The organism is Rhodococcus sp. GB-02 (assembly GCF_053470465.1).
This window is the reverse complement of the sequence record NZ_JBPUKE010000001.1, coordinates 903,844-925,363: the sequence shown is the minus strand read 5'-3', so window position 1 is coordinate 925,363 and position 21,520 is coordinate 903,844. Positions and strand designations below refer to the sequence as shown.

At 60.1% G+C, this 21,520-nt stretch carries 21 protein-coding genes and 1 riboswitch; of the genes, 8 read left to right on the top strand and 13 right to left on the bottom strand.

Annotation, left to right across the window (positions count from 1 at the left end):
• Positions 1-13: 13 nt before the first annotated feature.
• The 4 genes from ACSW29_RS04435 to ACSW29_RS04420 all read right to left on the bottom strand — a co-directional run bounded on the left by ACSW29_RS04435 (position 14) and on the right by ACSW29_RS04420 (position 4,978).
• Positions 14-1,759, bottom strand: a complete 1,746-nt coding sequence (locus tag ACSW29_RS04435; protein WP_448276608.1) for a dipeptide ABC transporter ATP-binding protein — start codon at positions 1,757-1,759, stop codon at positions 14-16.
• The gene (locus ACSW29_RS04430; protein ID WP_448276606.1) at positions 1,759-2,490 is read right to left on the bottom strand and encodes an ABC transporter permease; all 732 of its coding nucleotides are present in this window, start codon (positions 2,488-2,490) and stop codon (positions 1,759-1,761) included. Before ACSW29_RS04430 ends, ACSW29_RS04435 begins: the two co-directional genes overlap by 1 nt.
• Positions 2,491-2,612: 122 nt before the next feature.
• The gene (locus ACSW29_RS04425; RefSeq protein ID WP_448276604.1) at positions 2,613-3,608 is read right to left on the bottom strand and encodes an ABC transporter permease; all 996 of its coding nucleotides are present in this window, start codon (positions 3,606-3,608) and stop codon (positions 2,613-2,615) included.
• A gap of 1,091 nt (positions 3,609-4,699) precedes the next feature.
• Positions 4,700-4,978 carry a YHS domain-containing protein gene (locus ACSW29_RS04420; RefSeq protein WP_448276602.1) on the bottom strand — a complete coding sequence of 93 codons (279 nt, stop codon included), beginning with the start codon at positions 4,976-4,978 and terminating at the stop codon, positions 4,700-4,702.
• Between the two features lie 273 nt (positions 4,979-5,251).
• On the opposite strand from ACSW29_RS04420, the gene ACSW29_RS04415 reads away from it, so the two are divergent.
• A complete protein-coding gene (locus tag ACSW29_RS04415; protein WP_448276601.1) occupies positions 5,252-6,211 on the top strand; it encodes a DMT family transporter in 960 nt (319 codons plus the stop codon).
• Here the strand turns inward: ACSW29_RS04415 and ACSW29_RS04410 are convergent.
• A complete protein-coding gene (locus ACSW29_RS04410; protein ID WP_317827658.1) occupies positions 6,201-6,875 on the bottom strand; it encodes a TetR/AcrR family transcriptional regulator in 675 nt (224 codons plus the stop codon). The two genes, ACSW29_RS04415 and ACSW29_RS04410, sit on opposite strands and share 11 nt — an antisense overlap.
• A 158-nt stretch (positions 6,876-7,033) precedes the next feature.
• Here ACSW29_RS04410 and ACSW29_RS04405 point away from each other — a divergent pair, with 158 nt between their 5' ends.
• A complete protein-coding gene (locus ACSW29_RS04405; RefSeq protein WP_448276599.1) occupies positions 7,034-8,536 on the top strand; it encodes an MFS transporter in 1,503 nt (500 codons plus the stop codon).
• 340 nt (positions 8,537-8,876) lie between these two features.
• On the opposite strand, the gene ACSW29_RS04400 is transcribed toward ACSW29_RS04405, so the two are convergent.
• Both ACSW29_RS04400 and ACSW29_RS04395 read right to left on the bottom strand, forming a co-directional pair.
• Positions 8,877-10,484 (bottom strand): ABC transporter substrate-binding protein, encoded by a 1,608-nt coding sequence (locus tag ACSW29_RS04400; RefSeq protein ID WP_448276597.1) that lies wholly within the window; start codon positions 10,482-10,484, stop codon positions 8,877-8,879.
• A 159-nt stretch (positions 10,485-10,643) separates the two neighbouring features.
• Positions 10,644-11,222, bottom strand: a complete 579-nt coding sequence (locus ACSW29_RS04395; RefSeq protein ID WP_448276596.1) for a CGNR zinc finger domain-containing protein — start codon at positions 11,220-11,222, stop codon at positions 10,644-10,646.
• A gap of 63 nt (positions 11,223-11,285) precedes the next feature.
• On the opposite strand from ACSW29_RS04395, the gene ACSW29_RS04390 reads away from it, so the two are divergent.
• Positions 11,286-11,663 (top strand): hypothetical protein, encoded by a 378-nt coding sequence (locus tag ACSW29_RS04390; RefSeq protein WP_347875839.1) that lies wholly within the window; start codon positions 11,286-11,288, stop codon positions 11,661-11,663.
• Positions 11,664-11,756: 93 nt separating this feature from the next.
• A complete protein-coding gene (locus ACSW29_RS04385) occupies positions 11,757-12,101 on the top strand; it encodes a hypothetical protein (protein ID WP_317827663.1) in 345 nt (114 codons plus the stop codon).
• Here ACSW29_RS04385 and ACSW29_RS04380 read toward each other — a convergent pair whose 3' ends face one another.
• A complete protein-coding gene (locus tag ACSW29_RS04380) occupies positions 12,102-13,313 on the bottom strand; it encodes a saccharopine dehydrogenase family protein (RefSeq protein ID WP_448276595.1) in 1,212 nt (403 codons plus the stop codon).
• Complete coding sequence (locus tag ACSW29_RS04375) at positions 13,306-14,343, bottom strand: alpha/beta hydrolase family protein (RefSeq protein ID WP_448276594.1); 1,038 nt, start codon at positions 14,341-14,343, stop codon at positions 13,306-13,308. The genes ACSW29_RS04380 and ACSW29_RS04375 overlap by 8 nt, the downstream gene beginning before the upstream one ends.
• Positions 14,344-14,414: 71 nt before the next feature.
• On the opposite strand from ACSW29_RS04375, the gene ACSW29_RS04370 reads away from it, so the two are divergent.
• Positions 14,415-15,323, top strand: coding sequence for a PaaX family transcriptional regulator C-terminal domain-containing protein (locus tag ACSW29_RS04370; RefSeq protein ID WP_448276593.1), 909 nt, complete (start codon positions 14,415-14,417; stop codon positions 15,321-15,323).
• Here ACSW29_RS04370 and ACSW29_RS04365 read toward each other — a convergent pair.
• The 3 genes from ACSW29_RS04365 to ACSW29_RS04355 all read right to left on the bottom strand — a co-directional run bounded on the left by ACSW29_RS04365 (position 15,302) and on the right by ACSW29_RS04355 (position 17,964).
• Positions 15,302-15,916, bottom strand: coding sequence for a hypothetical protein (locus ACSW29_RS04365; RefSeq protein ID WP_448276592.1), 615 nt, complete (start codon positions 15,914-15,916; stop codon positions 15,302-15,304). The two genes, ACSW29_RS04370 and ACSW29_RS04365, sit on opposite strands and share 22 nt — an antisense overlap.
• A 211-nt stretch (positions 15,917-16,127) precedes the next feature.
• Positions 16,128-17,453 carry an aminotransferase class V-fold PLP-dependent enzyme gene (locus tag ACSW29_RS04360; protein WP_317827668.1) on the bottom strand — a complete coding sequence of 442 codons (1,326 nt, stop codon included), beginning with the start codon at positions 17,451-17,453 and terminating at the stop codon, positions 16,128-16,130.
• A 53-nt stretch (positions 17,454-17,506) separates the two neighbouring features.
• Positions 17,507-17,621: riboswitch (SAM riboswitch) on the bottom strand.
• Positions 17,622-17,655: 34 nt separating this feature from the next.
• Positions 17,656-17,964: a helix-turn-helix domain-containing protein gene (locus ACSW29_RS04355; protein ID WP_448276590.1), complete on the bottom strand. Its 309-nt coding sequence runs from the start codon at positions 17,962-17,964 to the stop codon at positions 17,656-17,658.
• Between the two features lie 304 nt (positions 17,965-18,268).
• On the opposite strand from ACSW29_RS04355, the gene ACSW29_RS04350 reads away from it, so the two are divergent.
• Positions 18,269-18,409, top strand: a complete 141-nt coding sequence (locus tag ACSW29_RS04350) for a hypothetical protein (protein ID WP_230816799.1) — start codon at positions 18,269-18,271, stop codon at positions 18,407-18,409.
• 15 nt (positions 18,410-18,424) lie between these two features.
• Here ACSW29_RS04350 and ACSW29_RS04345 read toward each other — a convergent pair whose 3' ends face one another.
• The gene (locus ACSW29_RS04345) at positions 18,425-18,751 is read right to left on the bottom strand and encodes a hypothetical protein (RefSeq protein ID WP_448276589.1); all 327 of its coding nucleotides are present in this window, start codon (positions 18,749-18,751) and stop codon (positions 18,425-18,427) included.
• 39 nt (positions 18,752-18,790) lie between these two features.
• Here ACSW29_RS04345 and ACSW29_RS04340 point away from each other — a divergent pair, with 39 nt between their 5' ends.
• Together ACSW29_RS04340 and ACSW29_RS04335 are read left to right on the top strand one after the other, a co-directional pair.
• Complete coding sequence (locus ACSW29_RS04340; RefSeq protein ID WP_448276588.1) at positions 18,791-19,195, top strand: hypothetical protein; 405 nt, start codon at positions 18,791-18,793, stop codon at positions 19,193-19,195.
• Between the two features lie 428 nt (positions 19,196-19,623).
• Positions 19,624-21,477, top strand: a complete 1,854-nt coding sequence (locus ACSW29_RS04335; RefSeq protein WP_448276587.1) for a BCCT family transporter — start codon at positions 19,624-19,626, stop codon at positions 21,475-21,477.
• Positions 21,478-21,520 lie beyond the last annotated feature (43 nt).

The following is a 21,520-nucleotide window of genomic DNA, read 5'->3' as shown; positions in this document are numbered from 1 at the left end:
CTCTTTGCAACAGTTAGTGGTTCATCGCTGCCACTCCGGCCATGGGGCCGTCGACATACGTCGGACCTCCTCGAAGGAGTTCTCTCGTGTACTCGTCCTGAGGGTCGTCGAATACCCGCTCGGTTGGACCGTGCTCGACGCAGTGGCCATGTTTGAGCACATAAAGGTAGTCCGTCATTTGACGAGCAACACCCAAGTCGTGGGTAACGAACACCATCGCGACGTCAAGCTCGTCACGAAGATCTCGAAGTAGGTTCAGGACTTGCGCTTGGACCATTACGTCAAGGGCGGATGTAGGCTCGTCACATAGCAGCACTTGCGACTTAGGTCCCAATGCTCTGGCGATCGCAACTCGCTGTCTCTGTCCACCCGACAGACTCGATGCTTTTCGATCCGCAAAGGATGCCGGCAAACCAACAAGGCTTAGTAGCGCGACGGCGTCGCTGGGCCTGGAATCCAGACTTCCCGCAGCAAGAGCGTTCCGCAGGATCTTTCCGACAGTCTGGGAGGGATTCAGGGTTCCGGACGGGTCCTGGAAAACCATTTGGACAGGCTTCGCTCGACAGCGTTCCTTCATCTCCATCGGTGTCTCGACGACACCTTCGTCCGCGACCTCCAAGCCTGCGATAATTCTCGCGAGCGTGGTTTTGCCGCTACCCGATCCTCCAACGATTCCGACGATCTGCCCTCGTCGGGCTTCAATAGAGACGCCACGTAGCGCTTCGTGCTCTCCGAATCGCTTTTTGATGCGCGACGCGGATAACACATTTGGTCCACTATTTCTATCTCGTGCGCACTCCGAGGCTCTGTGAGTGGGGAGGGTGAGATCAAGGCTGCGGACACACGCCGTTCGGCGGTTGCCGACCTCGACCAACAGGGGTCGCCCATTTGCGCAGTCTTCGATTGCGTAGTCACATCGCGGTTTGAAAACGCATTCTGGCCGTCGATCCCCGGGGGTCGGAACACCGCCCGCGACTGACGCGAGGCGCGCAACCTTTCTGTCGACGGGTGGATCGGCCATCAAGAGTGATTGTGTGTAAGGATGCAGGGGCCGGTTCGCGAGTTCACCTGGCGCGAATTCCTCAACTACGGTTCCGGCATACATCACATAGATGCGGTCAGCGACGGATAATGCCACCGGCAAATCATGTGTGATCAGGACGAGTGCGAGTCCCCGCGCGCGCTGAACTTCACGTATCAGGCTAAGCACCTTGCGCTGCGATGTGACGTCAAGGGCTGTCGTCGGTTCGTCGGCGACAAGAATTCGAGGATCCGACGACAGCGCACACGCTATTCCAACTCGCTGCCGAATACCGCCTGAAAGCTGGAACGGATACTTGCGTGCTACGGACTCGTCGTTGATTCCTACTTCGTTCAGCCGCTTGACAAGCTCATGACGGGGTACACGGGTGCCGGTTCCGTCAGAGATAGCACTTTTGACGTTTCGCAATGGGCTGAGCATGGTGAACGGATCTTGAGGCAGCCAGGTTATGGCCGATCCTCGTGCGGAACGCCAGGTCTTCTCGTCAGCGTTCTCGAACGACCTTCCATCGATTTGAATATGCCCCCTGGTGGACAGTCCTGCTGGAAGCAAACCGGTGATTGCGCGGGCTGTCACAGATTTCCCGCTGCCCGACTCGCCGACGATTGCGATGGTCTCGCCGGCGCGGGCGCGCAGTCCGACGTCGTCGACGATCACCGCGCCTGCGTCAGTCTCGATAGTCAGGTGCTTCACATCCAAGGCCCAGTCTCGAGTCATTACGCAGTCCTGCCCTTTTCGTGTCGGTAATCCTGAACTGCGTCGGATAGCAGGGCCACTGACGTAGCAACAACGACGATGGCCAGTCCGGGAGCTAGCGCAATCCAAGGATTCGCGCCGAGGTAGTCGATTGAGTTCGCGAGCATCAGACCCCAGTCAATTGAGTTGGCGGGAACCCCGATTCCCAAGAAGGTAAGCGCAGACAATGTCACCAATGCGTAAGCAAAATTCACACATGCATTAGCGAGTTCGACCGATCTGATGTTCGGCCACAGCTCAAGAACCAAAATTCGCCATCGCGGCGTTCCCATCAATCTGGCCGCATCCATATAGGGCTGCTCGAGTTCTACGAGAGCCGCGTTGCGGACGAGTCGAGCGTCGTATGGCGAGAACAACACCATCATCAGGCCGACGGCCATAAAGTACCCACCACCGCTTATCCCCGCGAGCACGAGCGCCACCAACAGCGCGGGGAGCGCATAGATAGCATCGACGAATCGCATCAATCCCGCGCCCACCCAGCCGCCGGCAAGGGCGGACATCAGCCCGACCGAACTTCCGATCACCAAGGCACCTGCAGCAATGAGGAACGCACCGATTACCGGCGCGCGTCCGCCAGCGACGAGCTGGGCGAGGACATCTCGTCCCAGATCGTCAGTGCCAAGGGGATGTTCTCGCGTTGGGCCCTGAACTCCGATCAGCAGGTCTTGGACTTCAGCCTGACGCAGCATGAGCCAAGGGCCAATCAGCGCGAGTAGCAACACTATTGCGACCAGGCACGATAGAAAATAGATTGTCTTGCTCGAACGGTGCCGACGTCGTCGACGAGCCGTCCTCGGAATCGTAGTCATATCTAAACCGCCTCACTCAGATCGACTCGCGGATCGAACGCGGTACTTGCAACATCGACGAGGAGATTGAGCACTAGAATGAAGGCAGCCAACACAATGGTCAGTGCCTGGACCACCGGTAGATCTCCAGCCGAAACGGACGCAATCAGCAAACTGCCCGCTCCGGGAAGAGCGAAGATCTTCTCCACGAGGACCGTGCCAACGATGAGCGTGGTCAGTGTCAACCCGGCCGCCGTTGTTATCGACGTCATGCTGTTGCGGAACCCGTAACTCAGCAGAACGCGCCCCCCGCTCACTCCCCTAGATCGAGCGAACGTCACATAGTCCTGCGAAAGCGCACTACTGAGCGCGGACCTCGTGACTTTGACGACCAGACCGATCTGTCCAAGCGCCAGCGCTATCGCCGGCAACAGAAGATGGTGAAGTCTTCCGAAAAATCCTGCCCCAGGCCCGAATACGGGGAGAATGTCCCACTTCAGCCCGAAAAGGTACAAAAGCAACAGCGCCACGGCAAACGACGGCACCGAAATCGCCAAGATCGCAGTACTGGACGCAAGACGGTCCACGATGCGCCCCTTATGGATCGCAGCGACTGTCGCCAGGGGGATCGCCACGATCATGGCGATCACAAAGGCAAAGATCGCCAGTTGCAGCGATAACAGGCCCTGATCAACGACCAATTGGTCGACTTGAACATTCTGTACGTAGGAGGTGCCGAAGTCGCCACCTAGTGCACGCCGCAGCCAAGCCCAGTACTGGACGAGGATCGGATCGTCGAGGTGATGCTGCCGGCGCAAGTCATCCAGGACGGCTTGACTCACGGGGCGTCCGCCTGTCAGTGCTCCGACAACGCCACCGGGTGCCACGAACTGGAGAGCGAAAACTCCGAATGACATGGCCAATAGAAGAGTGAAGAGCGCCACTGTCCGCTTAGCGAGCGCCAGGGTAACGAGGACACGGGGACTGCGGTGCCCCTCCCGTCCAGTCTTGATAGGCATGTGGCGAATCTATCACCCAAATAGCTCAATGTCGCCGATATTCGCTAACAAGACACTTGAGATGTTTTGATCGAGCTATTTGGGCCTTTCCAGACGCCTTAAACCGGCAGTGCTTGCCGTTCACGGATTGCGCGTCGGTTCGCCGGCAGGGGTACCGGAACCGTAAGGAACTGACACAGTCGCCAGGATGAACAGAATTTGACACATCCGTTTACTGTCCGCAGGTCCGGGCCCACCATCGAACCAACACATCACTACAGAGTGCGCGGATGATCCGTGTGATCGCTCTACCACGACGTCGCGTCATACTGCTTGCCACTTCGAAGGACATTGCCCAATTCAGCGAGTGCCCAGCCGTGTTCGGGGGGTAGATCCAGAACTGAGGGTTGCAGAGCTCGTCAAATCCTGCGCCGATTCCGCTTCGATGATCGAAAGCCACTGTGCACCAGGACTGAAAGTGTTGATGCAAATGCGAACTGGTCGGTCGGCAGCCTGACCGATGATCCACCCGAGCAGTCGAGGGGCTTCGATTCCGACCGCTCACATCAGTTTGGGCGGCACCGAGCGGAGTGAAAGTTGCTCGCCTGTTTGATATTTCACGCCTTGCAATGAAATACACAGGCGCGGTGATCAGGCGGACCAATTGCAAGTGCGTGCGATGGCGAGCCGATGACTAGGCTACCTCCACCGCCCTTCCGGCGAGCGCACCTCTCCCACGACGTGACCTCGTCCGGCCCTTTTCGGCAAACACGCACTTGCGTTCACGTTTGCGTTCTGCGAACACTCGTCGGCATATCGTCATACAGGCTGAAAGCCCGCGAAGAATCTTCCGCGGGGCGAGGCCAGGACCTCGTCGTAGACAACTTTCCGCAGGACCGGAATAGCAGAGGCGACGTGGACCGCTGAACTTACCAACCGGGCAGCCAGCACGATTGCCGCTCCCCACGCCGACATATCAACTTGCGTGCCGGCCCGCGACCTCGCCTGAATCGGCCGGCATACACCACCGAACTCGACGGTGAGACATTCTCATTCACTAGTTTGACGAAAGAAGTGGTGGCACAGACATCGCCTGCACCACCACTTTTCGCTCAGCTCACGTCGGCATACTTCCTGGGATTTGCGTCGAACTGTGGTCCACAACCCTTGCAGCAGAACCAGTACCGGTTGCCTTCGTAATCACGAAACAGGCCCTCGGCCTCGGCACGCGTCTTTTCGATCACGCTGCCGGGCATGACTCGACATTCGACGAGTTCACTGCTCCCCGAGTTGAGTAGGTCTTCTCCACCGGGTGGCATCGCCGTACCGACAGCGCCTACAGCGCCGTTGTCGTCTGTCGTCGGGGTATTGCCACAGCCACAGCTACTCATTGCGATTCCTGTTCTCTTGCGGACGTGCCCCGGGAAGCGAGCTCACACGTTCCAAGCATACCCCCTATAGGTATGTGAGCCAGAAACCATAGGAGAGTCCTGTCGACATTTCACTCCTCTCGATCATGCAAGCCACTGCAGGAGAGCAAAGAATCGATCACCCAGCCCTCACTCGCCTCCGACGCCACAACGATGCGACATTGATACCCATAGGGGGTATAAGTTAGGTCAGTACACAGACCATACCCACGAGGTCTTCGACGAAGAGGCTCAATGAAGAACTGGACAGCAATCGGTAGCAGCCGATTCGCCGTGGTTGGAGCTTTGCTGTTGGTTGGCGTGCTCTGGGGAAGCTCGTTTCCCCTGGTTGCTGCGGCGGCACCAACCCTCGGCGCCGTCGGCACGACGCACGGCCGCTTCATTGTTGCAGCGTTGGTTCTCGCGCTGATAACGGCTTCCAGCAGATCGACTTGGCGCGCGGTCGGTCACCGATTTCCTGCATTCCTACTGCTGGCAGCCCTCAACGTCGCCGGGCCCCTGACGCTTGTCGCAACTGCGATCGTCGGCCTCAACTCGTCGACGGCGTCGATCCTGAATGCCACGACGCCGATGTTCACCGTATTCGTCGCCGCTTTCTGGCTTCGACAAAAGATCACCTGGCGAAAACTCTCGGGGGTCGCGATCGGCATCGTCGGCGTATCGGTGCTCGTCGGTGGAATTCCGTCAGCGATCGACAGTCGCGCAATGCTGGCCATTGGCGCATCTTTGACCGCGGCGCTGCTGTACGCAGTCGGAGGTGTTTACGCACGAAAGTCGTTCCAGGACACTCCACCTATGACACTGGCCCTCGGACAACAACTTGCCGCGGTTGCCCTATTGGTTCCCGTGTCCGCCGTCGCTCCCCCACCGGGGCCCATAACCGTCGGTCCACTCATCGCCGTGGCAGCCCTGGGGCTGGGGGCTACCGCCGGTGGCTACCTGGTCTACTTCTGGATAATTCGTCAGGCGGGTCCAGTCGCGGCATCGGCCGTCACTCTTCTCGTTCCGATTTCGGCATCAGCCATCGGAGTGCTGTGGTTGAACGAGCCTGTTACCTTCGCGCTCGTTGGCGGTCTTGTCATCATTCTTGCCGGAGTCGGCTTGCTCCTGGATCTTCCGCCGACGCGAGATCCATTGCGCAGGGTTGCCCCGGGCCGGGCGGCTAGCGCGGACAAACGGCCGGTCAGCGGCTGATCGGAGCCGTCCAGAGTCCGACCAGCGCGTCGACGAGGTCGGTCGTGAAGTCCTCCCATGACGTGACCGCGTCCGGCCCCTCTTCGGCAAGCGTGCGCTCACGTTCGGCGAACATGTGCACGATCGCATTGCGTCCGATGTCCGCGCGGGCGCGTCGAACACTCATCGGCATGTCAGTGAGACAGGCTGAAAGTCCGCGAAGCGTCTCCTGCAGGGTGGGCGAGGCCAGTACTTCGTCGTAGACGATTTTCCGCAGGACTGGATCGGCGAGAATCTGCGCGCTGAACCGCGCGTACCAGGTCGGGCCACCCATTTCGGCGTAGTGATCGGTCGACGCCCGAACCAGACACGAAATCCAGTCACGAACGTTTGTGGACCCTTCGATCTCACGCAGCAGTTCGCCACGCTTCTTCTCGACCTGCTGGGAATGCTTGTTCACGATCGCCCGGACCAGGTCGGTCTTGGTCCCGAAGTGATATCCGACGGCGGCATTGTTGCCCTGACCTGCCGCCTCGCTCACCTGACGATTCGAAACCGCGAAGACTCCATGTTCGGCGAACAGCTGCTCGGCGACGGAGAGAATGCGGTCTCGGGTTGCAGCAGAGCGCGCGGAATTTGCGGCGCCGCCGACGTCGGCCGACGCATCCTCAGTCCTCGTAGTCATGAACACCATCATCCTCGACCATCCGAAGCTGCTCGGCACCGGAGATGTTCGTCACGATCGAAGGCACACCCTTCCGTTCAGTCAGTCACTTGATTTAACTTTAGTTCAAGCAACTGACTTAAATCACTTTTCTTTCTTCCTCCGATGGAGTTACCGCAATGTCGTCAAACACTTCTCCACCACCGACAACGCCGCCACAAACCTCGAAGTCACCAGCCACCACCGCAGTGGTGGCGGTTCTGGCATTCTCCGGCATCGTCGTCTCGCTCATGCAGACGCTGGTCATCCCGATCATCCCGCACCTCCCGGAGTACTTGAACGCTCCCGCGTCCGATACCGCGTGGGCGGTAACCGCCACCCTGCTCGCAGCTGCCGTCGCCGTCCCAACCATGGGCCGCTTGGGCGACATGTTCGGCAAACGGCGTCTTCTTCTGATCAGCATGGCGCTGTTGGTAACCGGTTCGGTGGTCGGAGCCCTCAGTTCGAGCGTTACCCCCCTCGTTGCCGGCCGAATCCTGCAGGGCCTTGCGGCCGGCGTCATTCCACTGGGCATCAGCGTGATGCGCGACGTGCTTCCGCCCAAGAAGCTCGCCGGCGCTGTTGCGATGATGAGTGCTTCGCTGGGAGTCGGTGGCGCTCTGGGGCTTCCGATCGCGGCTTTGATCGCCGAGTACGCCGACTGGCACGTCCTGTTCTGGGCGTCAGCCGTGCTCGGCGCTCTTGCGGCCGTTCTTGTTGTCGTCCTGGTCCCCGAATCGACGGTTCGCACAGGTGGCACGTTCGACTTCGGCGGGGCAATCTCGCTCTCAGCCTCCCTCATCGCTCTACTACTGGCCATTTCCAAGGGTGGCGACTGGGGTTGGACAAGCACGCTCACGCTTTCCCTGTTCGGCGCCGCGATCCTGATGTTCGGATTCTGGGCTTGGTGGGAACTACGCACCCCCAAGCCGCTGGTGGATCTACGCGTATCCATCCGCCGCCAGGTGCTCTTCACCAACCTCGCATCCATCGTGTTCGGATTCGCGATGTTCGCCGCCAGCATGGTCTTTCCCCAGGTAGTCCAGTTGCCTGAAGTCACTGGTTACGGCCTAGGCGGTTCGATGCTCACCGCAGGTCTGGTCATGGCTCCCTCCGGCATCATCATGATGCTCATCTCTCCGCTGTCCTCACGCATCACCAATTCACACGGCCCCAAGGTGACGCTCATGCTCGGCGCCGTTGTGGTCGCAATCGGCTACGGCATCGGCATTTTCGCCATGCACTCGATTTGGGAACTGATCGTGATCGCAGTGATCATCGGCGCCGGTACCGGTATGGCTTACGGCGCGATGCCCGCTCTCATCATGGGGGCTGTTCCTCCGTCCGAGACCGGTGCAGCCAACAGCTTCAACACCCTGATGCGCTCCCTCGGTACATCATTCGCCAGCGCCATCGCGGGAGTCGTCATCGCCCAGATGACCATGTCCATCGGTGGGGCAACGCTGCCGTCGGAGAACGCTTTCCGCGTCGTCATGGCCCTCGCTGCCGGATCCGCCGTCATCGCACTCGTCCTGGCCGGTTTCCTCCCTCGGTTCAACAGCTCCAACTCCCGCAAGGAGATTGGAAGCGAACACACCGACACGTCCCCGACCGCGTCGAAGGATCCCGTCCCGACGCACTGAGCCAGCGTGCAAGACGCATTGTCGGCCCCGGCGGAGTTGAACTCCGCCGGGGCCGACGCGTTTCACACATTTTGCGGTTGATACACCTGCAGACGACAGTTTCGTGAAATGCTCCGTTGAAATGGGTGCTCGTTCGATACTCGGGGAAAGGATGCCGCGATCGCCGCTCCTCGTGCTGACGTCGCCCTTGCCGTCGCCGCTGCTGCCGTCCTGGGCATAGGCGTCGGCGTTCTTCTTGTCGATGTCGTCGCCGGCCTGGCTGCAGGTGCGGGTGCTGCAGTGGTATTTCGGTTTGCACTTCGGATGATCAATACCCGAAAGTGAGCGTTTGCCGAGGGTCCTACTTCAGGACACGGATCGCCGAGCCCGGAAGGATTCCGCTCGACGGCGGGTAGATCGACGTTGCGCCGTTGAAGAACATGTGAGCGGGAGTCGTGGATACCGGCAGCAGGTCGATGTCGTTGAACAATGCGCGCTCACTTTCCTCCCAGACCTTGCAGGACTCGTCACCGGGAAGAAGCGAAGCCTCAGTAGACAATTCGATGTACTTCTTGTTGTCGAGGGAAGCGAAGTTCACTCCTTCAGGTTTGGGCGGGCCGGTGAAGTACTTGGCAAAGATGCTCGGCGTATCACTCCCCAGCGTCAAACCGATGGAAACGTCCCACGACGACAGGTCGGTGTTGCTGAATGTGTTGGCGATGACGAAACTGTAGTCGCCGCCGGTCAGTTTCACCTTCGCGCCCAGTCCTTCCCACTGTGTTGCTACGTATTCCGCGGCGGCAGAGTTCGTATCGCGCGAGTTGTTGAAAATTACGTTGAGGGCAAGCGGCCGCCCGTCCTTCGTCAGGACGCCGTCGGACCCCGCCTTCCAACCTGCGTCGGACAGCGTTTTCATTGCTGCATCGACGTCGAAAACGGGGAACGTCCCCTCGACACTGTTGTAGTCGCAGGCAAGGGGTTCCGAAACCGCGAGGGCGCGTGCGCGGGTTCCTTTTCCGCCGGTGGTGATCTCGGTGTAGTCGTCCAGATCGACTGCTTGAACGAGCGCCTGCCGCACAGCACGGTCCGACGTGGGTAGAGATGAGAAATGGTTGAAGATGAACTCGCCGGACAGCGTGGTGTAGGTCTTCGAATCCAGACCCGCTGCCAAGACTCGTTCCTCGTCCGAACCGGTCACCGCCGCGGCATTCACTCCGCCGGTGAGAACAAGATTCGCCGTCGTACTCGGATCGGTGACAATCTTGATCGTCACTGTCTTCGGCACCCCAAGAGTGTCGGAAGTGGTCTCGCCGTTCGGACTCCAGGTGTAGCCGTCGCGGCGTTCCATCGTGATGTGATCATTGGGAACGACTTCGGTGACCTTGAACAGACCCGTTCCGTTACTACTCGAACGGATACTGGCCGGGTCGTCGAGCGTCGCAGCGCACGGAAGCCGCATCGAGCCTATTCGAGAGAGCAAGAAGGGTGCCGGTTCGGCTGTAGTGACCGTCAGTTCGTCACCGTCCGCGGACGCGACCGTCGACGACGGGACGGTGGATCCGCGTAGCGGTGAAGCGTTTTCAGGGTCCATGACCCAGTTGATGTCATCGGCCGCGGTCTGTGCGGTGAACGAAGTGCCGTCGGCACAAGTAATGCCCTTCTTGAGCACGAACTTCAGCGTGTTCCCTTCTTCACTCCAGCTCTCCGCCAGATAGGGACGCACAGTGCGTGTTTGCGCGTCGATGTCGATCAACGAATCGTACGAGTACGCGTTCACGATCTGAGTCGACGTAAGGTTGGTGATCAGAGGGTGCAGATTTCCGGGATCGGCGTTGATGACAGTCGTGAAACTGCCGTCCTGTGCATACTCACCGACCGAACCTTCGGAACTGGATGCGCCGCCACACCCGGCCAGGGTGAATACGCCAACGCTGATAACTGCTGTCGCGGAGACAGAACGGGCTTTCATACGAGCCGCCATCTACTAGGAGTTGCCATGGCGACAATCGTGCGGGACTGACGTGGTCTGTATCTCGTTGAAGTTCCCCATACAGTCGGCCGTACTCTGTTCGATTGTCACTATCGACCGGGCAATCGCAGGCGCTAAGTGCGACGCCATCGTTGACGATTAAGTACGACGCTGCCGTTGACGGTGATTCGCGACGTTGATTCGGTTGCCGCACAACGCCGGCATGCAGTAGCGGCGTCGCCCTCCCCTGCTCGTATCGACAAACACGCCGTTGCACGTCGGCGATGCGCATGGGCGGAATCGTTCGTACCCCAATGTGCGCAGAGTCCCCAGCAACGAGTAGCCGATCAACAACGTAAGTTCACCGGCGAGGTCGATTCTGCTGTCCGGTACCGCATTCCATCGATAGTCGAACTGGGCATCAGGCACGAGTCGAACGTGATGCGGGACAGTCTGCAGGAGTCGATCAGTGCGATCAACGAGCTCACCAGAAGTCGGAGCATCGAGAATCGAACGAATCTCCTCTCTGAGTGCCTGCACGTCAGCAAGTTCACCGCTGGAAAGCCGACGCCCGTTGCGGAGCGCATCCGGCGAGAGTCCATGTTCATCCAGTAGATCGTGAAGCGCCTGAGGATCACGCAACGCGTCGCCTGCCTCCACCCACACGCGGGGCGAGGTGTTGACCAGGTCGGTCGCGAACGACGCACCGACGACGTAATCGTCTAAAACTACTTGCATCCCTTACCGCCCTGCTCTACCGTAATTGAATAACCTAACTTTACACCTTACGGAGGCGGCGGGATGGAACATTGCGCAGACCACAGACTGCCCGAGATACTCCGAGACACTCACCACCGATTGCGCCGCGCCGGCACCGTGGCATCGCAGACACCCGTCGTTGCTGCCGATCTCTACTGGTCGATCGGCGCGCTCGCCCAGTGTCTGACCGCGATGGACGAGGTCATTTCACAACTTGGAATCAATGCCCGAAAGCAGTTGCGCGCTGGAAAATTCGACGTCGAGAGCGGACCATTTGAAGGACAACCCGACGCCGCCCTGCTCACCGCAGTTCTTGCGCTCGCCAGAGCATCGAGCAGTTGTGAAACAGTTCAGTCGGCAATCGGCAATGCCCAGATCGCGGTGAGCGATCTCGTCGTCTCGAGGCCCACCAGCGCCTGACACCCGGACTCGCGGCCTGTCCCAATAGAGACTGTATGGTTGGTTTTCAGACAGCCATCAAGAGCATCGAACAGCAGGAACCGGGTTATCACTGTGAGTGCAGGGACATCGACAATCTACGAAGACCGAACCGTCCGGATCGACGATCAGGGTGTCACGATCCGCCACTACTACTTCCCGTTTGTCAGCAAGTTCGTCCCGTACTCGCAGATCGAATCCGTCGACCTCGGAGTCATGTCGTGGCTGAGCGGACGCCTACGAATTTGGGGAACAACAGATTTCAGCTCGTGGTACAGCCTGGATCTTTCACGTCCATGGAAGGAGACCGCGGTGGTACTCACCCTCGCCGGCCGCGGAGCGCCTTCGTTCAGCCCCAAGGACGCCGATCGCGTCGAGACCGAAATCCGAAGTCGCATCGGATCACACGCCGCGAACTGACTAGCAGAACTCGGATTCGACGGTCACGATCTCGCTCCAGTCGGTTCGATCGAACAACCTCGCCAGTGCAGTGAACAGAACTTCCGGGTCGATGGCGCTCTCAGCTGAGTGCGCACCGACCCGATCCGAAATCGTTCCGTCGGCCAGCCGGGAAACCACCTGAGCAAGGCCCAGCGCCAAGGGGATTCCCGTTGCACCGGCCATGTCCGACAGTAACGCCGATACCGGTGAATCGTCAGCGATCCGTGCCACGACGCGCATCTCTCGACCTTCGCGCACCCCGGTCGCCGAGGCGAAAAACAACGGCAAGGATCCATGACCGGCACGCGTGAGCATTCGAGGCGCAGCACGGATCATCCGCCGGAGCGAGGGCTTGCCCAATTCTTCAGCAGCCGAGTCGAGATCGATTCTCCCCTTGTCGATATCTGAGCGGAGAACGTCGAGAAACGCCACGGTTTCCGGTGTGATCACCATCAGATTTGCCGAATGCCCTGCAGGATTGATGGTCCGATGAAACATCACCGGCTCCGGATGCCCGACCACGTAAGCGTTCCCCCGACGTCCGCCGGGCAGTTCGAGTGCGATGGAACGCAACGGTTCTTCGTTGACGATTCGCCCCGCACGAACCACTGGAACCGTGCCGCTGATCTGCTGCATCCAGTGAACGGCCGCTGCACTCAGTGTGTCTACCGACTCGTCCTCGCCCTCGACATCAACCGGCCAGGCTGTGTACAGATCGTCGACCACGTCCAATCGCGAGACTGCCATCGCTGCCAGGAGGTTACTCATCCCGGGACTTGCGCCCATGCCGACTACCGCACAGATTCCGGCTTCCCTGGCAGCACAGTCCAATTCCAGCATGTCGACGGCAGGTTCCCAGTCGTCGCAGATGTCGAGATAGTGCGTCTCGGTCTCGATCGCTGCCTGGAGAACGCCGACACCGAAACGGAAGAACGGGCCGACGGTATTGATGATCACGTCTGCGTCATCCAACAATTCACGTAGCGTGCGACCGTCCGTGACGTCGATGCTGCGCGCCTCGACTTGCGCTGACGCCTGAGCCAGTTCAACTGAAAGACGCTTCGCAGCATCGATATCGCGATCCGCGACTACTACCTTGCCGATTCCCGGCAATATTGCGGCCAGACGAACTGCTGCCGAGCCCATGGCACCGGCACCGCCCAGTGCGACAACCGTGATTCCGTCAGCCATGAATTCCCTCCAAAAATGCAGTCTGATCCGCTAGATAACCGGGAGCGAAGATCGAACGGGGAGCAAGAACGGCCACCAGAGCCGACATCAATTCCGAGTCTTCGAGGTCCTTCTCCACAATCGAGTGAGTGGCGTCGGGATACTTCTTGACCACCAGTTGCTCTGGCGAGTCAAGTAATTCGCGGTACACCCTTTCGGTATCGGCCACGTCGACGTTGACGTCTTGTCCGCCGATGATCAAGAGCACCGGAACCCTCACGGATTCGAGATCGGCTCGCGCATCCGATCGGTAGTTCTTTCGAATGAAGTTCCACCGGTCTTCGGTGAGACCGTCGGCCTCGCCGGAGGCCACGAGATCGTCGAACGATGCATCACGGGCCAACTGATCCAAGTTCTTCGCACGATCGACCCGCGCTTTCTCGAACTCGTCGGCCGACGCATTTCTCTCGGAAAGCTCGGCAAGGGTGTTGAATTCACCTTGTTGGAGCCAGTTGATAGCGGGACCCACGGCAATGACGAACGCGACGTCCGGGTCGAGGTTCACCACCTTGGGCACCACCCATCCTGCCTGGCTGGCACCCCACAGACCGATACGAGACGGATCGATGTCCGAACGGCCCCGTGCCCACTCGATTGCCGCTTCCGTTTCCGCCGCCCGATCGTCCATGCTCTGATCGAGCCAATTGCCCGGTGCCCCATTCACCCCCGGCTTGTCCCAGGAGAGTGACGCGTACCCGGCCTTGGCGAACGCCTCCCAGACCGGCCTGTAAAAGGTCTCGTGTGTTGCATCGACCGGGCCGTCTCCGTGGACGAAAACCACGAGCCCGAAGGGACCGTCACCGTGTTCGGGCAGTGCAAGGACTCCCTGGAGCGGCACCGATCCCCCAGCGATCGTCACTTTTTCCTCACGGATGTCGTAGGTGTTCTGGTACAGCGTCCAGCCAACCAGACCCACGATCAGAACAACGACCACCGCCAGGGAAGTAACCGTCCACCTGCGTAAACGAGGCTTACTCTTGCTTTCGCTCATCGATTCCGCTGCCATCTTCCCGCCCTAACGTACGAATTTGAAACGATCGTATTGCATTCGATAGTACAGTTATGAGCGAAGATGTCGAGAAGCGAGGAAAGGACATGGCGATGACCGACAGGGACGTCGATGTACCCACGAGGATCTTGATCGAGGGATTACTGCGCACGGACGGAACTGTCGACGGGCACACCCTCTATGCCACCGCCGACGCCCTCGACAAAACAGATCAACAGGTTCGGCTGTGCATCAAACGGTTGGTCACCGAGGGGAAGTTCACTCAGGAAGGTCGCGGGCGGCAGGCCACGCTACTAGCAACGCCGAAAGCCGTGCGCGAGATGGAACCCGACGTCGAATTCGTTCGGCTGGCCTATCAACAAGATCGCAACACTGCGACACCGTGGGACGGGTATTGGCATCTTGTCGGATTCGCAATTCCGGAGTCGTCACGGAAAGCACGAGATGCGCTGCGCACCAGGGTCGTTTACCTCGGCGGCGCGCTCGTCCAGGGCGGTCTGTACGTCTCGCCGCACGCCTGGGAACCGTACGTTCTGGATGCGGCCGCCGAACTCGACGTCGAACAGCACCTGTCTTCTCTCCGCACTCGAGATCTGAAAGTGGGCAGGCTCGAAGACCCCGTGAAAATTGCCGCACAGTTGTGGCCGCTGGACGAGATCGCAGCCGGATACGAACGGTTGCTCGACGTAGCGACTGTGCGCCTGGAGAAACTGCAGAACACTCCGGGCACCGATGCTGTCACTATGACCATCGAACTCGCGGCGGAATTCACGCGAGCCATGGAGCCGGACCCTCTGCTGCCGCCGGAACTGCTGCCCACCAACTGGATCGGCACGCGGGCGCGCTTCGTCACGGCACAGTGCTGGGCGCTTCTGGCACAGGTGGACGGTGCAGACGAATTACCGTCGCTGTTCCACCTGTACGCAGATGCGATCGGTGATCAGGACGCGAGCGTGCGCTGACGGGGCGGCAGTCCGAAACGACCGAGCACTTCGTCGACTGCGGTGGACGGTGTGACAAGTCCGCGATCCTGGAGCCACGGAATGGTGCTGTCCACCAGATGTTCGAGCGTGCGGGGCAAGGCGAGGGGGAGCAACGTAACGCCGTCGGCGACCTCGGCAGCTCGGATATCGGCGATCAAACTGCCGAGCCCGGAGGGTGTTCCGACGTAGTGAAGCGAAACCGGGACCCGCGGAGCAGTCAACGCACTGTCCAACTGTGCAAGCTCTTTACGAGCGGAGCGAGCTTCCGGTGCGATCAGAATCTCGAGATCGACCAGTACTGCGACACTCTCGGGATCGCGGCCTTCTTCGGCGACAGCAGCACGGATCCGTGCGCGTTCGAGCTGCGCCTCACGCAGGTCCGCAGCGCGAATCCGAACCACATTGGTAGGGAATGAAGCTAAATCGAGAGCCCTGTCGCTCTCGGTGAGGTCCACCCAGTAGTCGCCGCCGATGATCGGCAGGTTTCCTGGTGCGCCCTCAGCGGCCGGATGGTGACCGGATCCGGTCAACTCGACCGCCACGTGCAGAGAATGCGAAGCGAGTGAAGACATGTGTGACCTCCGAAAATCAGAAAAAGTGTGGGATGAGCGAGACGAATCGTCAGCTCGAACACATTCCTGACGAGGTACGGCACAGATCGACATGACGACGGCACCACTGACCGAGAGTGATGCTCACTCTCGAAGGGGTGGCGGGGAAATCCGCTGGTGCCATGGCTGCCATGCTAGTTGTCCGTTCGAGTTTTCGGGGACCGAGCTCAGCTCAGACGCACTCGGCTGCGCCGGCATTGTCGTCTGCGGCTCCGAGGAAGGGGCGGGTCTCGGGCACGGGGTTCCACGCACCGGCAGTCTTGGCGTAGTTCCAATCACGCTGATTCGAAACCAGGATGTTCACGGCGTCGACCAACCGCGTCACGTCGTCCGAACTGCTACCGAGGCCGAGGCTGGCGCGGACTGCACCGCCGGAGAGGCCGAGGCGTGCGAGAACCGGATGTGCGCAGAAGCGACCGTCGCGAACTCCGATGCCGTGTTCTGCGGAGAGGAATGCGGCGATTTCGCCCGCTTCGAATCCGTCGACGGTGAAGGTGACGATTCCGACGGCGTCCGGTGCGTCGTTCCACAGTCGCACGAGCGAGACGCCCTCGATGGCGGACAATCCGTCGGTGAGTTGCGCGGTGAGTGCCTTCTCATGCTCGGCGATGACGTCGAAGTCCAGGGCGTGCAGGGTTTCGCATGCGGTCGCGATGGCTGCCGCACCGAGCACGTTGGGGGAACCGGCCTCATGACGTGCAGGCGCGCAAGCCCATTCGGTGGACTCGACGGTCACCTCACGCACGGCGCCGCCGCCGGCGAGGTACGGCTGAGCTTCGTCGAGCCAGTCACGGCGTCCGACCAGTACGCCGGCGCCGAACGGCGCGTAGAGCTTGTGGCCCGAGAACGCCACGTAGTCGACGCCGCATTCCTGCAGGTCGATGCGACGGTGGGGAGCCAACTGAGCAGCGTCGACGAGAATACGTGCGCCGCAACGGTGCGCGATGTCGGCCAAGCGTGCAATCGGCAGGATCTCGCCGGTTACGTTGGAGGCGCCGGTGATTGCGAGCAGCGCAGCAGGCTTGGTGCACAGTTCACCGATCAGACGCTCGATCGTCTCTTCGATGGTGTCTGCGGCGGTGACGATACGAGCGTCGTTCCACGGCAACAGGTTTGCGTGATGCTCGACGTCGAGGACAACAGTGCTGCCGGGGACGCACTGGGCCAGCAAGTTCAGCGAATCGGTGGTGTTCCGGGTGAAGACGACGACCTGATCGTCGGCACAGTTCACGAAACGAGCAACGGATTCACGAGCGTTCTCGTAGGTGAGAGTGGAGATACGAGACGCGTAGCCGGCACCGCGGTGGACGCTGGCGTACGTGGGCAACAATTCGGCGATACGGTCGGTGACCTGGGCCAATGCCGGCGCGCTGGCCGCGTAGTCGAAGTTGGCGTAGGAGCATTCGCCGCCCTGAACCAATGGAACCTGCAGGTCAGCACCCGAAACCTTGGCAATCGCGGTGGTGCAGCAGGTGTCGGCACTCAATACAGCAGTCATCGAAGACAATCCTCACGTTCAAGGACTCGTTCGTCGGGTGATGGCCCCGGAAGAGTCCGCGCTTGCCGCATTCGTTTTCGAACGCAGCCGGGTCGTCACCCGGAGCACCCCACCGCGGAGGAGGGTTGCCGACCAGCAAGCCGGGGCTGAACACTGGTACTCGTGACCTGGCAACGAGGATGGCAGGAACGTCCCGTGCTTGTCAAGACGAAGCTGCGAAGGCCGTCTTCACCGCGTAATCGCCCGGCAGGCGAGGTGGAGTGCAAGCCTGGGTTTCCGGATCGGCCAGATCCACCGAGAGAAGGCGCTGAATTCGATCGATTCGACTCGATACGGTGTTGCGGTGCAAGCCCATTCGGGTTGCGGTGTGAGCCAGAGACGATTCTTCGTCGAGGTACGTCGAGAGAGTCTCGAGCAACTCTCCATTCGAATCTCGTAGCGGCGCGGGCCGTGTCGCGGCGGCAGGCTGAAACGTGTCGGCCCGCGTCCATGCCTCCACTGTGGGTTCCACTTGCGGGTTCCAATTGTGGGTTCCAACCGAGCTCGAGCTGCGCGAATACGCTCGGCGATCCTGCGCAGAACGCACAGATTTCACTACCGCACGATGCTAAGTATCCAAACTCCACCGATGGAGTTTGCCCCGGCAAGTCGTAATCGCGCCCGTTGTCATCCGCCGCCCCCGAAGATCTCATTTGACGACGTTTGCTGAGTCGAAACTGCAATCACATCTACTCCTCCTTCGAGTTCGCTTGTAACAAAACAACTCCCACGACCGAAAAGGTCGTTGAACCACAACAGCGAAGGGACGAAAGACTATGGGATCAGCAGACGTAATGGCCTGGCTCGCCGAGGGTTACCTCGCCGGCGATCCGGTTCGCTATCCGCTCTACGTCGGATCGATGTTCCTGGCAATGCCGTTCCAGCTGATCGGCGTAATTCTGGGTCACCCCTTCTGAGTCACCCCTTCCGAGTCACCCCTTCTGAATCGTCACATCAGGCCAGGGCGGCCGACGTAGAACGGCCAGAGTTGCGATCACCGCGGCCGCCAACCCGATGAACTCCCCCATCAAAGCCACCCTGGTGTGATCGACAGCCGGTGACCACGACGGCTCACCCTCGTGGATCGAGAACACTCCCACTGGCACCGGTATGGGGTCTCCGCGCCACCGCCGATGCAGACGCGAAACCGTGATGATCATTGATCCGTCGCTGGACTGGTGCGGTTCACCGAAGATCATCGAGGTCCCGGAATCCCCTCGAAGTCGCTCCACCGCATCACGAATCTCCATGATCACCATGTTCGCACCGAAACGGCAGCCCTGTGCGAGTATCGGTCGGTGGCCGAGTGGTGGATACCGAGCAGGCGCGTCGAGCGATGGTGGCAGACGATCGTGCTGGCCTGGCTACTCGTTTTCTTCGGCCCAAGCACCATCGACAAGGTCATCACAGAACCCACAGCTTGGAATTGGACATGGTTCGCGATCTGGCTCTTCGCGACGGTCGGATCTGCTTACTACACCGTCCAAGCCTGGCGAAACAGGAACAATCCTCAGGCAGTGTGGTGGGAAGGGACAACTGCACCCTCCGACATACCCGCCGACGATGTCCGTAGCGCACTCGCGTCGACTGACGACCGTATTTCGGCAATCAAGGCACTACGCGAACTACATCCGGGCTTGGGCCTGAAGGATGCGATGGATCTCATCGACGCCCAGCGGGGCGAACAGGGCCCGCATCACTGATAGTTGCGACCATCACAATCACAGTTAGATATCGACACCTTACCGCCACGATCGAACGAGCACGCCAGGAGTTAACCACCTGACAGACAGGCTGTTTCGCCGAGTTTGACAATTGCGATCAATCGGTGAGCGTCGACCCGACCGATTCAACTCAACGTACCAATCGAATTCGTCGTTCAGCCTTCCACTTGTGACCCAATGCCACTATTGCCCAATGGTTTACAACCGGAACAACGGTATTCAGTGGGAATTTTCGCGGCAGTACAGCATCTTTCGTCCAGTTGAGTTGACCGAAACTTGACGTTACGTTGAATTCCAAAGCAATAGCCCGGTCTTGACCTGCGATGGTGTGAGCGAAACGCCCACCTACGCGTGACACGTGGCCGCCCTGATGGGCGCTGTGAATGCCTGAATGTTCGAGGAGTGGAATGACTGCGGTCAAAACTGCGTGGCGTGAACTACGGAAACCCGTGTTCATCCCCGCATCGATAGTGATCTTTGCCCTGATCGCCTTTGCCGTGATCTACGCGGGAACCGCCGCGGATGCTTTCGAAACACTCAACAACGTGATCAGCGACGGCGTCGGCTGGTGGTACATCCTCTCCGCGACCGGTTTCGTGATTTTTGCTCTGTACTGCGGAATCAGCCGCATCGGCAACATCCGATTGGGACGTGACGACGAGCAGCCCGAATTCGGGATGCTCTCGTGGTTCGCGATGCTCTTCAGTGCCGGTATGGGCATCGGCCTCGTGTTCTACGGAGTAGCCGAACCGCTTTCGCACTACGTGACCCCTCCCGTCGCCGGGCAGGTCGCCGGATCCACGGACGCCGCGGCCAATCAAGCAATGGAACTGACGATGTTCCACTGGGGCCTGCATGCATGGGCGATCTACGTCGTCGTCGGCCTGGGTCTGGCGTACATGACCTACCGAAAGGGCCGCCCGCTGTCGATACGTTGGCTGCTCGAGCCACTGCTCGGACGTGCTCGCATCGAGGGAAAGATCGGCCACGCCATCGACGTCGTCGCCATCGTCGGCACGCTCTTCGGTGTCGCCACGTCCCTGGGTTTCGGTGTCCAGCAGATCTCGGCCGGCCTCGACTACCTCGGCTGGGTGGAGACCGACAACTGGTTGGTCATCACCATCATCGTCATCGTGACGGGTATGGCCACCTTCTCAGTCGTCTCCGGCGTCACCAAGGGCCTCAAGTGGCTCTCCAACATCAACATGATGCTCGCTGCAGCGCTAGCCCTGTTCGTCCTGATTCTGGGACCGACGCTGTTCCTCATGCAGTCGTGGGTGCAGAACCTCGGCGGATACGTCCAGGCCTTGCCCGAACTGATGCTGCGCACGTCCCCGTTCGCCGAAGACGGCTGGCAGGGCGCCTGGACCATCTTCTACTGGGGTTGGTGGATGAGCTGGGCACCGTTCGTCGGCATGTTCATCGCGCGCATCTCACGCGGCCGCACCATCCGCGAATTCGTCTTCGGTGTACTGCTGGCCCCGACGCTGGTCGGTTCGTTGTGGTTCACGATCTTCGGTAACTCCGGCATTCTGCGTCAGCGCAACGAGGGCACGATGCTCGACGCATCCGGCGCAGTGGACACCAACACGTCGCTGTTCACGCTTCTCGACGGACTTCCGCTCGGAACGATTTCGAGTGTCCTCGCGATCGTCGTGATCGTGTTCTTCTTCGTCACGTCCGCGGATTCCGGCTCGATCGTCATCGACATCCTTGCGACCGGTGGCAGCTTGGAGACCTCCAAGATCACGCGTGTCTACTGGACGTTCCTCTCCGGTGCCGCCGCCGCGGTTCTCCTCATCGTGGGTGGCAGTGGATCGCTGACCGCGCTGCAGACCGTTGCCATCGCCACCGCTGTGCCGTTCTCGGTCATCATGGTGCTCGCGTGCCTGTCGATGCTGAAGGCGTTCCGGTACGAGGTCGCTTCGGCACCTCGCTACCTGCGAGTTTCGACTAATACCCCGGCGTCGACCGACGTTCCACAACCCACCGAAAAGCGGCTCCGCGATCTGAAGATCTCGTCGACCTTCGCCGGTCTGACCCCGTCGCAAAACGGGATCACGACGGAACCCTCCGACGCCCACATGCTCTTCGCGGTCCACGAAGTTCCCGCCCATGCGGTCAATATCGACCCGGATACCGGCGCCGTCGACTTCTCCGAGGAATCGAAGGTTGTCGATCCACTGGGCGGAGAGGTGTTCGACACACCCGAGTTCGCCGACTCGGCAGAAGGCCACGCCCAAGCTGCCAGTACGGACTGACCGGCACGTTCGGCATGTTGCATTAGGCATATCTGTTCACCAA

Excerpts from the sequence above, each read along its gene's own strand:
- ACSW29_RS04350 (WP_230816799.1), top strand. The coding sequence starts at position 18,269 with ATGGGATCAGCAGACGTAATGGCCTGGCTCGCCGAGGGTTACCTCGCC.
- ACSW29_RS04425 (WP_448276604.1), bottom strand. The coding sequence starts at position 3,608 with ATGCCTATCAAGACTGGACGGGAGGGGCACCGCAGTCCCCGTGTCCTC.
- ACSW29_RS04435 (WP_448276608.1), bottom strand. The coding sequence starts at position 1,759 with ATGACTCGAGACTGGGCCTTGGATGTGAAGCACCTGACTATCGAGACT.
- ACSW29_RS04375 (WP_448276594.1), bottom strand. The coding sequence starts at position 14,343 with ATGAGCGAAAGCAAGAGTAAGCCTCGTTTACGCAGGTGGACGGTTACT.
- ACSW29_RS04360 (WP_317827668.1), bottom strand. The coding sequence starts at position 17,453 with ATGACTGCTGTATTGAGTGCCGACACCTGCTGCACCACCGCGATTGCC.
- ACSW29_RS04400 (WP_448276597.1), bottom strand. The coding sequence starts at position 10,484 with ATGAAAGCCCGTTCTGTCTCCGCGACAGCAGTTATCAGCGTTGGCGTA.
- ACSW29_RS04365 (WP_448276592.1), bottom strand. The coding sequence starts at position 15,916 with ATGTCTTCACTCGCTTCGCATTCTCTGCACGTGGCGGTCGAGTTGACC.
- ACSW29_RS04395 (WP_448276596.1), bottom strand. The coding sequence starts at position 11,222 with ATGCAAGTAGTTTTAGACGATTACGTCGTCGGTGCGTCGTTCGCGACC.
- ACSW29_RS04430 (WP_448276606.1), bottom strand. The coding sequence starts at position 2,490 with ATGCTGCGTCAGGCTGAAGTCCAAGACCTGCTGATCGGAGTTCAGGGC.
- ACSW29_RS04420 (WP_448276602.1), bottom strand. The coding sequence starts at position 4,978 with ATGAGTAGCTGTGGCTGTGGCAATACCCCGACGACAGACGACAACGGC.
- ACSW29_RS04335 (WP_448276587.1), top strand. The coding sequence starts at position 19,624 with ATGACTGCGGTCAAAACTGCGTGGCGTGAACTACGGAAACCCGTGTTC.
- ACSW29_RS04410 (WP_317827658.1), bottom strand. The coding sequence starts at position 6,875 with ATGACTACGAGGACTGAGGATGCGTCGGCCGACGTCGGCGGCGCCGCA.
- ACSW29_RS04390 (WP_347875839.1), top strand. The coding sequence starts at position 11,286 with ATGGAACATTGCGCAGACCACAGACTGCCCGAGATACTCCGAGACACT.
- ACSW29_RS04380 (WP_448276595.1), bottom strand. The coding sequence starts at position 13,313 with ATGGCTGACGGAATCACGGTTGTCGCACTGGGCGGTGCCGGTGCCATG.
- ACSW29_RS04405 (WP_448276599.1), top strand. The coding sequence starts at position 7,034 with ATGTCGTCAAACACTTCTCCACCACCGACAACGCCGCCACAAACCTCG.
- ACSW29_RS04345 (WP_448276589.1), bottom strand. The coding sequence starts at position 18,751 with ATGGTGATCATGGAGATTCGTGATGCGGTGGAGCGACTTCGAGGGGAT.
- ACSW29_RS04370 (WP_448276593.1), top strand. The coding sequence starts at position 14,415 with ATGAGCGAAGATGTCGAGAAGCGAGGAAAGGACATGGCGATGACCGAC.
- ACSW29_RS04415 (WP_448276601.1), top strand. The coding sequence starts at position 5,252 with ATGAAGAACTGGACAGCAATCGGTAGCAGCCGATTCGCCGTGGTTGGA.